This is a genomic window from Paenibacillus sp. NPDC056579 (genome assembly GCF_042793215.1).
Classification (GTDB): domain Bacteria; phylum Bacillota; class Bacilli; order Paenibacillales; family NBRC-103111; genus Paenibacillus_S.
The window spans coordinates 47,305-62,348 of sequence record NZ_JBHTVD010000001.1 but is presented as its reverse complement, the minus strand read 5'-3'; the positions used below and the strand labels follow the sequence as shown (position 1 = coordinate 62,348).

The window sequence follows — 15,044 nt, the reverse complement described above, 5'->3', positions numbered from 1 at the left end:
TTCGACTTCGAAAGCGTACGTAGGGAAGCTCCGGACGGTCGTTGAAACATCCGATTGGAAAAGGAAGCGCCTCCGGCCGACATTGAAAATGGGTAATTTAATATGGATGTCTCCGGCAATTACCCATTTTCAAAGGCGGCAAGCAAACGAACTCGCTCCGCAGAGCCAGCGCGTTTGCTTTCCCGGCACTGTTCTCCTTAAGCTGCCAGCCGTTGTGGGACAAGCCGGCGTTTATTTGCCGCTAGCTCCCTGGATGGAAGCCATAGTCTGCTCAATGAACGCTTCATCCATTTCCCCGATCCGAATCTTGGCTATCTTGCCCTCCGGGTCAATAAAAAACGTCGTTGGATATTGCATGACGCCATACCGCTTACGCACTTCTTCCTTATCGTCCAGCAGGATCGGGAAATTAATCTTATACTGATCAACGAAGCTTTGAACGGTAATTTTGCTTTCACCCAAATTCAATGCCAGAAACTCCGCGTTCTGCTTGTTCAGCTTGTCGTACTGGTGCTGAATTGCCGGCATCTCGTCTTTACAGGGTGGACAGAAGGTTCCCCAGAAGTTAACCATAACCGTCTTTCCCTTATACTCGGATAGCTGATGCTGCTTGCCGTCCAGGCCGACGAGGGTGAAATCCGGAGCTTTGGAGCCTTCGACAGGCTTCTTGTCTGTCGCATACAAATTGTTGATCAGGGTCAGCGCCCCGATTACAATGACCACCGTAAAAATAGCCAGCTGTACCCAACGTTTATTTTTTCCCATTGTTCCCCACCTCAAACGATCTCTAGTCGAGTCTATCCTCATTATAGCGAAATTTACCGCATACGCTTATTTCCCTTTTTGAATTTTATGTGTCTTGAGAGCGCTATCGGTGAGTTCCTTCACTTCCTGCGGCTTCAAAAACCGGTATTTGCCCCGAGGCACTCCCGTTAACGGAATATGGCCGAATTGTACGCGCCTGAGCTTGATCACGGGAAACTGAATGGCGTCGAACATTCTTCTTACTTGACGGTTGCGCCCTTCATAAATCGTAATCGTTACGATAGTTTCATTAGTTTCCTCTTTAACATCGTAATATTCCACTTCGGCAGGAGCCGTCATGCCGTCCTCCAGCTCGATCCCGTCTCTCAGCTTGTCCAGCAGGGAGCCGTGGGGCACGCCTTTGACCGTAGCATGATATGTACGAGGAACGTGATGCTTAGGGTGCGTCAACAGGTTCGCAAACTCCCCGTCATTCGTAAGCAGCAGCAGCCCTTCCGTATCGTAATCCAATCTTCCGATCGGATAGATCCGTTCTTTGATATCCTTCATATAATCCGTTACGATTTTCCTGCCTGCCGGGTCGGACGCGCTCGTAATAACCCCTTTCGGCTTATTGAACAGCACATATACTTTTTTCTGCTGCCGGATTACCTTTCCGTCAACCTGAATAACATCCTTCTGAGCGTCGACCTTAACCCCTAATTCGGTTACCACTTTATCGTTCACCTGCACGCGGCCTGCGGTGATCAATTCTTCACATTTTCTCCGGGAGGCCACTCCCGCTTCTGCCAACACTTTTTGTAATCGTTCCATTGGACTCTCTTCACCTCAACCCTAATGATACCTATCCTCAGGTGAAATCACAAGCTGAGACCAAGGAAAAAGCGGACCTGGACACGAAATATCGTGCGGAAACAGATCATCCGGCTCGAACCGGTACACTTCCGCAAGGCGAATGATCAATTTATTCAATACGAAAAACTGCTCTTGCTCGGCTGGCGTCAAATGGGTGCGGGGCGCGGAGAAGTTTCCCTCCACGCAAATATGAATGTAAAGGGGATCGGTCTTGTCAGAGGATGGAATGATGGAACCGTCTCGGGTTATAAAATAATCGTAGCCCTTGCCGTTAATCGAGGAACAGGCGGAGTGATGAATGATAATTCCGTAATACTGCACACAGCTCACCTCTGCTTTGTCTGGCTGGTACAGTATATGTGCGGAGAAAAACAGGGGTTCTAGGCAAATACCAAATAACAGATGACGATGGAGGCAATGAAGCCGACCGCATCGGAAATCAGTCCTACCTTCAGAGCGTAGCTGGCTTTGCGGATGCCGATAGCTCCGAAATAAACGGTAATCACGTACATCGTCGTGTCCGTACTGCCCTGGATGGTCGAGGCGATTCGTCCGATCATCGAATCCGGACCGAATTGCTGCATTAAGTCGGTGGTAAAAGCAAGCGAGCCCGCACCGGTGATAGGTCGCAGAATGGCCAAAGGCAGTACCTCGCTCGGAATGCCGAGCATGGCGCATAACGGGCGGATCCAGCCGATCATCAGCTCCATGGCTCCGGACGCGCGGAACACGCTGATGGCTACCATCATGCCGACCAGGTGCGGAATAATCCGGATCGCGGTATCGAAGCCGTCCTTAGCCCCGTCTACGAACGATTCGTAGACGGGAACCTTGCGGTAAGCGGCAAACAAAGGGATGAACACGATGATCACCGGAATGGCCCATGCGGAGATTAAACTGACGAACGAGTACAAGTCGGATCATCCTTTCCCTTTCGGATTGACAGGAGGCCTTCCCGTAATAAACCGGCTCTTGCGCCGGTACCATTTATCGACCAGAATGGCAGCGAGCGTGGAGATCGCCGTGGCCATCAGCGTCGTACCGACGATTTCCGCCGGATTGACCGAATTGTAGTTCATTCGGATGGCAATCAGCGTCGTCGGGATCAGCGTTATGCTGGCCGTGTTCAAAGCAAGCAGCGTGCACATCGCAGGACTCGCCACATCCTTGTCGGGATTCAGCAGCTGCAGCTCCTGCATCGCTTTAATCCCCATCGGAGTAGCTGCATTGCCGAGTCCCAATATGTTGGCGCTCATATTGGACATGATGTAGCCCAGAGCGGGGTGATCCTTAGGGACGCTCGGGAACAAGAAGCGTACAATAGGCCCGAGCAGCACAGCCAGCTTCTGCAGCAATCCGGCGTCTTCGGCAATACGCATCATTCCGAGCCAGAACACCATCACGCTGATCAGCCCGAAGCAAACGGTAACGCCGCTCTTGGCCCCGTCAAAAGCCGCTTGGGTTACTACCTCGATGTTCCCTTGAAAGGCTGCGACGGCAAAGCCGGCAACGATGAAGAACAGCCAGATCAGATTGACCATAAACCGAGCCCCTTTCTTTCTAGTTCATGAACTTATACAGATCGGCCGGTGAACAGGACGCGAACCAGGAACTGGATCGTATACAGCCATTTATCGGCAAAGCCCACTACCGGTTTATCGGACTGGTTGAACGTAAAAGCCGGCCGCTCGGGCAGCTTCAGCCGCGGGCTTCCTTTGGTATACACAGGAATACTGCCTATAGGCTTGCCGCTTAAGCTAAGCTGAAGCTTTCCGGCCTCTCCTAGTCTATTGTTGATGGAATTCGCGGCGTTCAGCTGTACTTTGGAAGTGAACTGCCCTTTCTCGGAATCCAGCACCGGATACATAAAGGTAGTGCCTGCTACGTACTCCGTGCCTTCCACGGGGTCTCCCTTGCCGATCACCTTCTGAAGAGGGTAATTTTGGAACCCGTAATCGAGCAGCTTGGCATGATCGGCCCAATCGTCGCCGTCGTTTAAAGTGACCACGGCCAACTGCTGTCCGTTGCGGGTTGCCGAGGAGACGAGGCACCGCTTTGCCGTCTTCGTATAGCCTGTTTTAACGCCGTCGGCACCATCGTACATGTTCAGCATCTTATTTTTGTTCAGCCACGTATAATCCCATGGATCGTTAGGATTGGGGGCTTTTTTCACCTTTGTTTTGACAATTTCCTGGAACACCGGATTATGAAGCGCATAAGCGGCAAGCTTTGCCATATCGTTCGCTGTAGACAAGTGGCCGTCGGCATCGAGGCCGTGAGGGTTTTTGAAGGTCGTTCGCTCCATGCCGATCATGCGCGCCTTTTCGTTCATCATGTAAGCGAAGCCCTCGACAGTGCCCCCCACATGCTCTGCAATCGCAGTTGCAGCGTCGTTGCCCGAGCGCAGCATCATCCCGTACAGCAAGTTATTCAAGCTCATTTCCTCATCCAGCTTCAAGTAGATCGAGGAGCCTTCCTTGCCGAACGCGTTTTTGCTCACTCTGACCTTATCCGACAGGTTGCCGTGCTCGATAGCAACTATAGCCGTCATGATCTTGGTCAAGCTGGCGATCCGCATCGGCTTGTCTCCCTGCTTGCTGTACAATATCCGTCCTGAGGTCACATCGATCAATGCGGCCGTTTCCGCATTCGTACTAACCGACGGCGGAGCAGCTTGTACCGTAAACGGCCAAATCAGCACGGCAGCAGACAATATTCCCGCCATCCAAAATGAAACCCAACTTTTCATGTGGCTATCGTTCCTCCTACACCGTTATACACTCGGCGAGAACATGGCACGCTTCTCAACCGCATTCTGCCATCTTGTACATGTATATGCTTATCCACCTAGGTTATGTCCAATGTCTGCTTGAGAAAGGACTCATTCGGCCGAATGCGCCGGCAGCACAAAATAACCCCACAAAGCGGAACTTTGGCTTCGAAGTCAATCAGATACTTTGCGGAGAGCCACTATTTTATAAATTCTATATATGCAAAAAAACCTGTACAGCAGCTAAGTGCCATACAGGTTTTATGTAAGCTTTGTTACCAAAGCGATTGTAAAGGCTCGATACAATCCGCCTCGTCGTACCGGGAATTGCCTACTTTCCGGTCGACTTCATACGCCCTCATTTGCTCCTCGGGAAAGGTTTGCAGCAAAGGGATCAGCTTTTTGGCGTCTATCACGGACCGGTCCAGCCAAAGGCTCTCCGCTTCGCGAGGCAAAATGACGGGCATCCGGTTATGAACTTCGGCCACAAGCGGATTCGGTTCCGTAGTAATGATCGTACAGGTGTGCAGCTTCCCGCCGTCCGGCTGAATCCACGTATCGTACAGAGCGGCCATTCCGAACAACGACTGGTCTTTCATGATAAAGCGGACCGGCTGCTTGGCATTTCCGGATTTTTTCCATTCGTAAAAGCCGTCGGCTGGAATGAGGCATCTTTTCCGGGTTAACAGCTGCTGAAAAGAAGGCTTCTCGGCAACGGTTTCCGCACGCAGATTGATCGGCTGCGCTCCGCCTTTCTCCTCCTTGGACCAATGCGGCACAAGCCCCCATCTAAGCTCGCCTATGCGGCGTTGATCCGCAGCTTCACTGCCGATGATGGCTGGAATCCATTGACCAGGGGCGATGTTGTATCGGGGACTGTATTGAAATGAGTTGCCCAGCATAAAGTGCAGCATCAGCTCTTCCATCGTAACGGTAACCGTGTATCGTCCGCACATGGCTTTCCCCCATCTCCCTTCTCCAACTCATTCGTCCACGCGGTTTATAAACAGCGTAAGCTTCTCCGATAAATCAATCTCGTAAGGCTGTGACAATCTCTCTTTGGCTTCGTTCTCCAAAATCCGGATTACCGGACGCTGAGGAACCGCCGGATTAATTCGCACCACTACGCCCCGCTCCCCGGTACTGAGCTCTACCGAAAGCCCCAAAGGGTAAATCGCGACATTATCCCGGAACAAGGCCACCTTCTTATGATCATAGAGCGTTCCGACGCCGGCGAACAAAATCTCCATAGCCTGATGCGGCAGCATCGCCAACCGGTGTGGCCTGTGAGTCGTCATGGCATCGTAGCTGTCGACGATTGCGATCCATTTGGCGTAGTCGTGAATCTCATTGCCGCTGATGCCGCGAGGATAGCCGGAGCCGTCCAGCCGTTCGTGATGCTGAAACGCGCAGTGCGCGGCAAGCAGCGGAATGTTGGGCTCGTCCTTCAATAGTTTAAAGCCGTGCTCGGCGTGCTTCTGTACCTCGGTTAGCTCTGCAGAAGATAACGGCCCCGGCTTCTTGATGATGTCCGGATTGATCTTGGTCTTGCCAATATCGTGGAGCAGCGCCCCAAGAGAAAGTGTCGTCAATTCATCACGGCCATATCCATGAGCCATCCCGAGCATCGTCGCATAAATGCACACATTCAACGAATGCTGGTACAAGTAGTTATTCAGCACATTCATGTTCATTAGCATGATCATCGTGTCTTCCCGGGAATCCAGATCATCCATAATCATTTTGATAACGTTGTTAAAGGCTTTGCCCATGTAGGGGCTTTTGGAAAATTTCGCTTTACTGCTGCCTTCCATCACGATACGGAAGTTGCTTCTTATTTCAGCGAGTGCTTTGACCCGGGTCTCATCGGAAATCGGATCTTCTACTACTATATCGTCCGTCGCTTCATCCTCGACATAAACAAAATCGATACCCAGATTCTGAAGCCGATTGAGCAGCCCTTGAGTCAGCTCCACATGCTCGTTCAGCAGGATGATGCCGTCCTCATTAAAGATGCACTTGCCGAGCCTCATACCTGGAATGCAAGATCGCGTTGGCAATAACCGCACAAAAAAACCTCTTTCACTTCATGCTTTTAGCTTAAATATAAAAGAAACTATTTCAAAGAGCAACGAATTTTTGGACAAGTAACGTAAGAAAGCTGCCCACGGATGAGCAGCTTCTCTAACCTGATTATTCCATCCTACCCTATTAAACGATAAAATTCTGGTTCTCGATGTTGTTGGTAACATGAGTTCCGTTTTCGGCTGTGTTAACACCTGTCTTCGAATTCTTCATCATGCTTTGGATCCGGTCAACAACAGTTGGCGCCGAATCGATCAATCGCTCCAGCAAATGCGTTTGATTGTCAAGAGGTACGATCTTCACTCCATGCTTGCCTACAACCAAGAAAGCAATCGGAGTAATCGAAACGCCGCCGCCGCTGCCGCCGCCAAACGGAAGTGAAACATGAGCGTTCATGGAATCGTTGCGGCTCGTTCCGTTGCCGGAATCATCGGATACAAACTCGCTGCCCCCGGCCGCAAAACCAAAGCCTACCTTAGATATCGGCATAATGACGCTGCCGTCAGGCGTTTCAACCGGATCGCCGACAATGGTATTGACATCGACCATTTCTTTTATATTTTCCATTGCGACTTTCATTAAGCCTTCGATTGGATGTGATGACATTTGATCTCCTCCGTTTCTGCTGAACACTTATACAAAAGGATTCCGTTTGCACCTATAGCATATCCCGAAGCGGGAGAGGGTATGTACGGTAATATCTATCCAGCCGGGCAGTTCCCGCTTCCGAAGAAAAGGGTCAGGAGGTTTTGAACAACACGCTTCTCCAGCGCTTCAAGCCGCCTTTAACCTTCAAAATGCGGAACAGCAATTGAATGCCGGCCATGATTACATACCATACCCGTATTTTCAGAAAAACCTGAATTTCCGAGGCAAAGGCTACTGCGTTGTATTGAGGAACAACTTGAATAGCCGGTTTGGTTTCAAGCTGTATGAACCGGAACAAGAAGCCTAACAGCGATGATTTCAGGCCCCATATCATGCCCGTCGTCATGGCGGTTTCCGCGGCGTCGCCAATCCCAACATTCGTCTTCCAATAAAACCCCGTGCAGCGCACACGGCTTAATGTATCCCTGAGCCAGGTGTTAAAATGAAAGCAATTAGCCAATAATACTTGGGCATTTTCAAAAGCAGTTTTTATTTTTTCGCTTGTAAGCCGATCCTTCGTATCCTGCTGGAGCTGTTGATCGGCTTTATTCACAACTTCCTTTTTAAATCCCACTCCGTCATTGACATTCATGAACTTGATAACGGGAATCGTCAACCGCCGCTTTACCAAGCCGTACATCGTATGAAGATCAACGGTAATATCGTCATCCTGCTGTCTCCGAATTACGGAAAACCGGCATTGAATGCTGCTGGCGGCAAGCAGGAATACTAGGACAACCACCGCACCGACAATCCAGGGCCAACTCATGCTTAACCTCCCCGCAACACATGACCGAACTTTCGAGAAGCACAAAAAACTCCTCATGCGGAAGCACCCGCTTCCTCTCATTCAGGAGTTAGTATAGCCCTGTATTGGTAAAACATTCGCTGCTTGGGGCCAATCCGGATTATTCCAAGTCGGATACGTCGTCGAACGTCATCTGCTGATCATCGATTTGCTTCGCGTCCAGCTTATCGAACAGCAGCCTTGTCTCTTCTTCCAGATTATCGTCGTTTTGGAACAGCGAGGTTTCCGGAAGCTCGTCGATGCTGCTTAACGCAAAATAATCAAGGAATGCTTTGGTCGTCCCGTACAAAATAGGTCTTCCCGGCGCATCCGCGCGGTCCACCTCTTGGATCAAGTCTTTGGCAACCAGCGTCTGCAATGCTCTTTCCGCCTTGACGCCGCGGATTTCTTCAATCTCCACTCTCGTAATCGGCTGCTTATAGGCGACAATCGCGAGTGTTTCCAGTGCCGCCTGGGATAGCGAGGAACGGGTGGGCGAATAGGCTAACCGTTCAAAATACGGCGCATGCGCGGGCAGCGTCGTAAGCTGATATGCCCCCGCCATCTCCACAATCTGCAGCCCCCTCTGGTCACGCTGCAAATCAGCTTGCAAATCCAACACCAGTTCCTTGACGAAATCAGTATGCTGCTCCATCACTTCAGCCAGCTGCTTGGCATCCAGACCCTCGTCCCCTGCCACGAACAGCAAGCCTTCAATAACTGATTTCATCTGTTGAAAATCCATCGGTCTTTCCTTCCTCTCTTGCCTGAATCACTATATCTTCAAACAACCGGTGCTGATAGCAGACGATTGCTTTTACTTTCATCAATTCGAGCAGGGCCAAGAACGTCGTTACAATGCCTTCCTTCGTCGTATCGTTATCAATGAGCTTGGAAAACAGCACTTTGCCGCCAATCTCCTCCAGCAGCTGAACGACTTCCTTCATCCGGTCTTTTACGGATATTTCATCCTTGCGGATTTTGGCAACCATATTGCGGCTCGCCATCCGGCGCAGCGCTTTTTGAAAAGCGTATACAAGATCGGCTACATGAAGTCCTTTCACAGGGTTTTCCACCACATTGCTAACATATGGCGTCAAGTCTTCGGGCTCGCGGGTATAAATAAGACTGCGTTCCGTCTCCTTGTCCCGAAGATGGTCCGCAATCGCCTTGTACTTCCGGTATTCGATCAGCTTGGCAACGAGCTCCGCCCGCGGGTCATAATCTTCATCCATCATGTAATCGTCGTATTCAAAATCCTCGATGATAGGAGGCTTAGGCAGCAGCATCTTGCTCTTAATCGACAAGAGCGTAGCGGCCATGACCAGGAACTCGCTTGTAATCTCAAGCTCCAGCTCCTGCATCGCATCCAGGTATTCCATATATTGATCCGTTATTTCTTTAATCGGAATATTATAAATGTCGATTTCGGATTTATCGATTAAGTGAAGAAGCAAATCAAGGGGGCCTTCAAACGTATCTAACTTGTATGTAACCTTCTCCAAGTAAAGCTTCCCCCTAAAAAATCTGGATAATTTGGCGCGCTGCGAAGACCGATAGCATTCGAAGCGAAATATTTTTCGCGAAAAAATGACAGCATTTGCAGCGCTACCTAATTATCCATTGTAAGTTAGGAAAGCTGTTTGGTCAAATTCGCCATCTCGATAGCGGTAGTCGCCGCTTCCCAGCCTTTGTTGCCGGCTTTCGTGCCAGCGCGTTCCACAGCCTGCTCGATCGAATCCGTCGTCAATACGCCGAAGATTGTCGGTATCCCTGTTTTCAGACTGATGGCTGCTACGCCCTTAGCCGCTTCGTTGCACACGTAATCGAAATGAGGCGTTGAACCGCGGATGACCGCTCCCAGTGTAATGACGGCATCGTACTTGCCGCTCTCCGCCATTTTTTGTGCGATAAGCGAAATTTCAAACGCTCCGGGTACCCAGGCGATTTCGATTTCATCCTCTTGAACCCCGTGACGCTTCAATGCGTCCAAAGCGCCGCCAAGCAGCTTGCTCGTAATAAATTCATTGAAACGGCCTACCACGATGCCGTATTTCAGTCCGGTTGATACTAAATGTCCTTCGTATACTTTCGCCATGTCTTGTCAACATCCTTCCAAGGTATCGTATATTTTTTTGTCGGGAAGCCTTCAGAGCTTCGTACCTTCAAAATGCTATCGGCATCGGATCTGAAGAAGTCCCGGAGCAAGCGTAATGTTAGGCATTGGCCCGCCGTTTAAAAACGCAGCATATGGCCGAGCTTTTCCTGCTTTGTATGCAAATAGTTCGAGTTCGATTCGTTCTCTTCCATTTGAATCGGCACGCGCTCGACGACTTCCAGGCCGTAGCCCTCGAGTCCCTTAATTTTGCGCGGATTGTTCGTGAGCAGCCGGATTTTTTTGATGCCCAAATCCTTGAGAATTTGCGCACCGATGCCGTAATCCCGCAAATCCGGGGCAAAGCCGAGCTTCAAGTTGGCGTCGACCGTATCCAGCCCCTGCTCCTGCAGCACGTAAGCCTTCAGCTTGTTAATCAGCCCGATGCCGCGGCCTTCCTGACGCATGTAAAGGAGAACGCCGGAGCCTTCCTCGTCGATTTGCTTCAGAGCCGCCTCCAGCTGAGGTCCGCAGTCGCAGCGGTGAGAGTGGAACACGTCGCCGGTCAAGCATTCGGAATGAACTCTTACGAGTGTCGGAGCCGAATCGCTGATCTTGCCTTTTACAATGGCGACATGCTCCTTCTGATCGACGACATTGGAGTAGGCTATCGCTTTAAAAACGCCGAAATCGGTAGGCAGATTGGCTTCCACCTCTCGCTGGACGAGCTTCTCCTTATGATTGCGGTACTGAATCAGATCCTTGATCGTAATGATCTTCATATCATGCTTGCGGCTGAACTCCAGCAATTCGGGTACGCGTGCCATTTCGCCGTCTTCCTTGATGACTTCGCAAATCACCGCCGCGGGATAGGAGCCGCACAATTGAGCCAAATCGACGCCTGCTTCGGTATGTCCCGCTCTTCTAAGTACTCCGCCTTTCTTGGCAATAAGAGGGAAAATATGTCCTGGACGCCGGAAGCTTTGCGGCTTCGTCGCCGAATCGATCAAAGCTTGAACCGTGCGGGAACGCTCCGATGCGGAAATCCCTGTTGTCGTCTCGGCATAATCAACCGATACGGTAAACGCGGTCCCGTGATAGTCTGTATTCCGGTTCACCATCGGCGGCAGATCAAGCTCCTGGGCTCTTTCCTCCGTAATGGGCACGCAGACAAGTCCGCGGCCTTCCTTAATCATGAAATTAATCACTTCCGGCGTTGCTTTCTCAGCAAGAGCAATAAAATCGCCTTCATTCTCGCGATCCTCGTCATCAACAACAATGACGATTTTTCCCAGCATCAAGTCGTAGATGGCTTCCTCAATAGTATGGAATGGACTCAGTTCACTCATATCCCGTCCCTGCCTTTCTATATCTGATTGGTCTATTAAATAAATCCGTTCTCCGCCAAAAATGCCTCCGTCAGACTTCCCTGCTTGCCGGAAGCTCCGCCGGGCTCGCCCTCTCTCGACAGAAGCAGCTTCTCAATATATTTGCCCAGCACATCCGCCTCCAAGTTCACTTCATCTCCGGGCTTCTTATGCTGCAATACCGTTTGCGCCAGCGTATGAGGAATAATGGATACCGTGGCATGCTGCTTCGTCACTTGAACCAGCGTCAAACTGATGCCGTCGATCGTAATAGACCCGTGCGGGATCATATATTTTAATATGCCCGGATCCGCGGGCTCCACTTGAAACACAACCGCATTCGCCTCAGGGGTTCTGGACGTGATGATCCCGGTGGAATCGACGTGTCCCTGCACAATGTGGCCTCCGAACCGTCCTCCGGCTAGCATGGCTCTTTCCAGATTGACGGCATCCCCGATATGGAGTCTCTCCAATGTCGTCCTGCGGAACGTCTCCGGCATCACATCGACCGTAATCGACGATTCATCATATTGAACTACCGTCAAGCAGACGCCGTTTACGGAAATGCTGTCTCCCAGATGCACGTCCTCCAGTATTTTTTTGCAGCCGATAGTTAGTACCATGGCTTGTCCCTGCCTGGTCATTCGGCGCATCGTGCCTATTTCCTCAATAATGCCTGTAAACACTCCATTACACCCCGCTTCCGTAATCAGGATAACCGGCTATACATACATCGTCTCCGAATTGAGACACCTTTACCCGTTCCAGCCGAATCGCGTCGTTCATCCGCTCGAACCCGGCGAATTGGAAGTTCGACGGCGCTTCGGCGCCTCCGATAATTTTGGGAGCGTAGAACAACAGCATCTTGTCGATAAGCTGCTGCTCCAGCATCGCTCCGTTCAATGCGCCTCCGCCTTCCAGCAAAATAGTGGCGATATCGCGCTCTCCCAGCCGGCGCATCGCCTCTTGCAGATCCACCCGGCTCCCCTCGCCGCAGGCCAGCACCGTCACCCCTGCTTGCTCCAGCTCCGCTCTCTTGGCTGGATTAGCATCCGCCGTTGTAAGCACAACGGTCTCTGCGGACCGGTCGCGAACGACTTGGGCGGTAAGCGGGATACGGAGCGCGGAATCGGCAATGATCCGGATCGGATTTTGCGCAGGCACGTCCAGGCGCGTCGTCAGCAGCGGATCGTCGGCCAATACGGTTCCGACTCCAACCATGATCGCCTGGTTCCGGTGGCGCAGCGTATGAACGAAAGCCCGCGAGTCGGCATTCGTGATCCATTTGCTGTCCCCGGTTTTGGAGGCGATTTTGCCGTCCAGCGTGCTGGCCGTCTTCAGCGTAACGAACGGCAGCCGCGTCATAATGAATTTGTTGAACGCTTCGTTCAACCGGCGGGATTCCTCTGCGAGCAGCCCGACGCTCACTTCAATGCCGTGCGCTCGCAGCCGTTCTACGCCAGCTCCGGCAACCAGCGGGTTCGGGTCCGTTGTAGCGACAACCACCCGCTTCACATTCTCCTTGATGAGCCGGTCGCTGCAAGGAGGCGTCTTGCCGAAGTGGCTGCACGGCTCGAGTGTAACGTAAGCCGTACAGCCGGCGGCTTCCTCGCCGGCCATCTGCAGCGCATGAATTTCCGCGTGCGGAGTCCCCCGCTTCAAATGCGCGCCCATGCCAACGATTCGGCCGTCCTTGACGAGCACGCAGCCTACGGCGGGATTGATGCCGGTTTGTCCTGCGGCTCCTTCGGCCAGCTGCAAGGCAAGCTTCATGTAAAATTCATCGTTCAACAGCTCCACGCGTTACCTCTCCTTTTGCTTAACCTCTCCAAGGCAACAAAAAAAGCCCGCTTTTTCCTCGCAGAAAAAGGGGCGTGTTTGATAGGTATACGAAAAAAACGCAAATACAAAGCATGTTCGTCCGAAGTGACCGAAATCCGCAATACTAAACAGACTCAACAAAACCAAAGAGTAATCCCCTTAGCGGATACGTCAAATAAACGTCTCCCGCCGAGCGTTCCCCGAGTCACTGCATCGCATTGTACGGAATGTCCCAGCTCAACTCCATCCGGACTCTCTTCCTGCATGCCAATTAGAAATCGTTACTTAAGCACGCTGAAAAAACGTCCGCATAGCCAATAACAGCCATGACGACATAGCACGTTCGCATTTTTCCTTCTCCCATCCAGACTATACTGTCGGTCTCGGAGTTACACCGAGTCAGCCGCCTGCATCAAGCTGCAGCGCGGGTCACGGACTGAGCGGAGCCTTCGCTCCCCATCACCGCCGGTGGGGAATTGCACCCCGCCCCGAAGGAAATATGGCGCCAGTTATACAACTGACGTTTGTGTGAATGATATCACCATCAAACTCAAAATGCAAGGCTTTTCTTGCTCTCCGCCTGCAGACCATACTTACAGCGGGCTGTCTACTGGGACGCGAACGGTTTGTAAGAGCTGTTGAAATGCTCCATGTCGATGTTTTCCCAGATGTTCTTCACTGCGACTTTCTCCGGTTGGCTGAACACGAGAAACGCCGTCGGCAAGTAGCGCATTCCATAGCTGCTGGAAGGCTTATTGACGACTTGATTGTCCTTGACCAGGACGGAGGAGGAGCCCCCGTCGAGGTTCGCTGCGGTTACTGCGCCTCTTTCGAGCAGCAGGTTTTGCACGTCGTACAGCGTAGCTCCGATAGAGTATCCCGGCTGCCGCCCGTCGATTACGACGAACATAATCGTCCCGTCCTGCTTCTGCGCCATGCTCGTCCGCGGAGCGATGCCCCAGCCGTCGGCCGCATTGCGGATCAAGCCTTTGCCGTTGACGATAAACTTCGGCTGGAACGTCACCGCTTCGTTGACTCCCATCTTGATCAGCTCGGACGGCTTGTACCGGCCAGCCACCATCAATCCGTTCCTGTCGATCCCTACGACATTGACCGGATCCTCCATCCCGCCGTCGCTGTAGAGCAGCTTGCCTCCGGACATGACCACGCCGGCAGGCTTGAATCCGTTCCCGTCCCAGTTCGGATCGTCGAAGGCTCCGCCATTCACGCCGGCAATGGCTCCCGTCCGCTGCACCATGCTTAATATTTGCTCCCCTTGCCCGACAATCCCGGTAGTAACCACCCGGATCATCTTGGGATCATGAACGTATAAAATATGCCCTTTGAAATTTTTGCCTTCAATTTGCTCGACTTCTACTTCCTTGTCCCTGCTGTGCGTAAGATCGATATTGTTCTGATCTTTAATCTCCGCCATTTCGTTAAACCGTTTATCGTAATCCGCGACCCTGCGGTTCAGCTCCTCATCGCCAATCAAGTATCGGGCCCAGCTGCGGTGCTGGGTCGTTATCAGCGTGTCCGCCATCATGTAGCGTAAGGTCGAGCCGGACTCCATCCCAAAAAACCAGACGGCAAATCCGGAGGACAAGCCGAGCAATACAATAAAGCTGTACAGAAGTCCCCGTCCGCGGCGCTTGCGCACCCGTTTCCTGATGTTCCGCGGCTGAGGAACGTAGATTTCATGATTGCTTTCCAACGATATTCCCTACTTTCAATCTAGTAATCTAGCTGCAAACAATCCTAATAACAACAATACCATGAAAAAAACGTGAAAATGAACTGGTAATGTAATGAAATGTCTTCGGAGCGCACAAAAAAGCCGAGCACCCTTTA

At 51.6% G+C, this 15,044-nt stretch carries 17 protein-coding genes and 1 riboswitch; all 17 genes read right to left on the bottom strand.

What is annotated here, in order from left to right:
- Nucleotides 1-231: 231 nt before the first annotated feature.
- Nucleotides 232-765, bottom strand: coding sequence for a thiol-disulfide oxidoreductase ResA (gene resA, locus ACFQ88_RS00335; protein ID WP_239634355.1), 534 nt, complete (start codon nucleotides 763-765; stop codon nucleotides 232-234).
- 66 nt (nucleotides 766-831) lie between these two features.
- Complete coding sequence (locus ACFQ88_RS00330; RefSeq protein ID WP_239634354.1) at nucleotides 832-1,578, bottom strand: pseudouridine synthase; 747 nt, start codon at nucleotides 1,576-1,578, stop codon at nucleotides 832-834.
- Nucleotides 1,579-1,599: 21 nt separating this feature from the next.
- On the bottom strand, nucleotides 1,600-1,941 hold the full coding sequence (locus tag ACFQ88_RS00325; RefSeq protein ID WP_239634353.1) for a peptidoglycan recognition protein family protein: 342 nt from the start codon (nucleotides 1,939-1,941) through the stop codon (nucleotides 1,600-1,602).
- 59 nt (nucleotides 1,942-2,000) lie between these two features.
- Nucleotides 2,001-2,534, bottom strand: coding sequence for a spore maturation protein (locus ACFQ88_RS00320; RefSeq protein ID WP_239634352.1), 534 nt, complete (start codon nucleotides 2,532-2,534; stop codon nucleotides 2,001-2,003).
- Between the two features lie 6 nt (nucleotides 2,535-2,540).
- Nucleotides 2,541-3,161, bottom strand: a complete 621-nt coding sequence (locus ACFQ88_RS00315) for a nucleoside recognition domain-containing protein (protein WP_239634351.1) — start codon at nucleotides 3,159-3,161, stop codon at nucleotides 2,541-2,543.
- 32 nt (nucleotides 3,162-3,193) lie between these two features.
- Complete coding sequence (locus ACFQ88_RS00310) at nucleotides 3,194-4,369, bottom strand: D-alanyl-D-alanine carboxypeptidase family protein (protein WP_379451279.1); 1,176 nt, start codon at nucleotides 4,367-4,369, stop codon at nucleotides 3,194-3,196.
- 296 nt (nucleotides 4,370-4,665) lie between these two features.
- The gene (locus ACFQ88_RS00305; RefSeq protein ID WP_379451278.1) at nucleotides 4,666-5,346 is read right to left on the bottom strand and encodes an SOS response-associated peptidase; all 681 of its coding nucleotides are present in this window, start codon (nucleotides 5,344-5,346) and stop codon (nucleotides 4,666-4,668) included.
- Between the two features lie 27 nt (nucleotides 5,347-5,373).
- On the bottom strand, nucleotides 5,374-6,459 hold the full coding sequence (locus tag ACFQ88_RS00300) for an HD-GYP domain-containing protein (RefSeq protein ID WP_379451277.1): 1,086 nt from the start codon (nucleotides 6,457-6,459) through the stop codon (nucleotides 5,374-5,376).
- A 142-nt stretch (nucleotides 6,460-6,601) separates the two neighbouring features.
- Nucleotides 6,602-7,081 (bottom strand): GerW family sporulation protein, encoded by a 480-nt coding sequence (gene ytfJ / locus ACFQ88_RS00295; RefSeq protein ID WP_239634348.1) that lies wholly within the window; start codon nucleotides 7,079-7,081, stop codon nucleotides 6,602-6,604.
- Nucleotides 7,082-7,214: 133 nt separating this feature from the next.
- Entirely contained in the window at nucleotides 7,215-7,892 is a 678-nt protein-coding gene (locus ACFQ88_RS00290; RefSeq protein WP_239634347.1) for a DUF2953 domain-containing protein, read from the bottom strand.
- Between the two features lie 139 nt (nucleotides 7,893-8,031).
- Nucleotides 8,032-8,655 carry an SMC-Scp complex subunit ScpB gene (gene scpB, locus ACFQ88_RS00285; protein WP_239634346.1) on the bottom strand — a complete coding sequence of 208 codons (624 nt, stop codon included), beginning with the start codon at nucleotides 8,653-8,655 and terminating at the stop codon, nucleotides 8,032-8,034.
- Nucleotides 8,624-9,415: a segregation and condensation protein A gene (locus ACFQ88_RS00280; protein WP_239634345.1), complete on the bottom strand. Its 792-nt coding sequence runs from the start codon at nucleotides 9,413-9,415 to the stop codon at nucleotides 8,624-8,626. Before ACFQ88_RS00280 ends, scpB begins: the two co-directional genes overlap by 32 nt.
- Nucleotides 9,416-9,540: 125 nt before the next feature.
- On the bottom strand, nucleotides 9,541-10,008 hold the full coding sequence (ribH, locus tag ACFQ88_RS00275; protein ID WP_379451276.1) for a 6,7-dimethyl-8-ribityllumazine synthase: 468 nt from the start codon (nucleotides 10,006-10,008) through the stop codon (nucleotides 9,541-9,543).
- Nucleotides 10,009-10,145: 137 nt separating this feature from the next.
- A complete protein-coding gene (locus tag ACFQ88_RS00270) occupies nucleotides 10,146-11,354 on the bottom strand; it encodes a bifunctional 3,4-dihydroxy-2-butanone-4-phosphate synthase/GTP cyclohydrolase II (protein WP_239634343.1) in 1,209 nt (402 codons plus the stop codon).
- A gap of 35 nt (nucleotides 11,355-11,389) precedes the next feature.
- Nucleotides 11,390-12,058, bottom strand: a complete 669-nt coding sequence (gene ribE, locus ACFQ88_RS00265; protein WP_379451275.1) for a riboflavin synthase — start codon at nucleotides 12,056-12,058, stop codon at nucleotides 11,390-11,392.
- A 4-nt stretch (nucleotides 12,059-12,062) separates the two neighbouring features.
- On the bottom strand, nucleotides 12,063-13,172 hold the full coding sequence (gene ribD, locus ACFQ88_RS00260) for a bifunctional diaminohydroxyphosphoribosylaminopyrimidine deaminase/5-amino-6-(5-phosphoribosylamino)uracil reductase RibD (protein ID WP_379451274.1): 1,110 nt from the start codon (nucleotides 13,170-13,172) through the stop codon (nucleotides 12,063-12,065).
- Nucleotides 13,173-13,541: 369 nt separating this feature from the next.
- Nucleotides 13,542-13,693: riboswitch (FMN riboswitch) on the bottom strand.
- Between the two features lie 107 nt (nucleotides 13,694-13,800).
- A complete protein-coding gene (locus ACFQ88_RS00255) occupies nucleotides 13,801-14,907 on the bottom strand; it encodes a phosphodiester glycosidase family protein (RefSeq protein ID WP_379451273.1) in 1,107 nt (368 codons plus the stop codon).
- Between the last annotated feature and the right edge of the window lie 137 nt (nucleotides 14,908-15,044).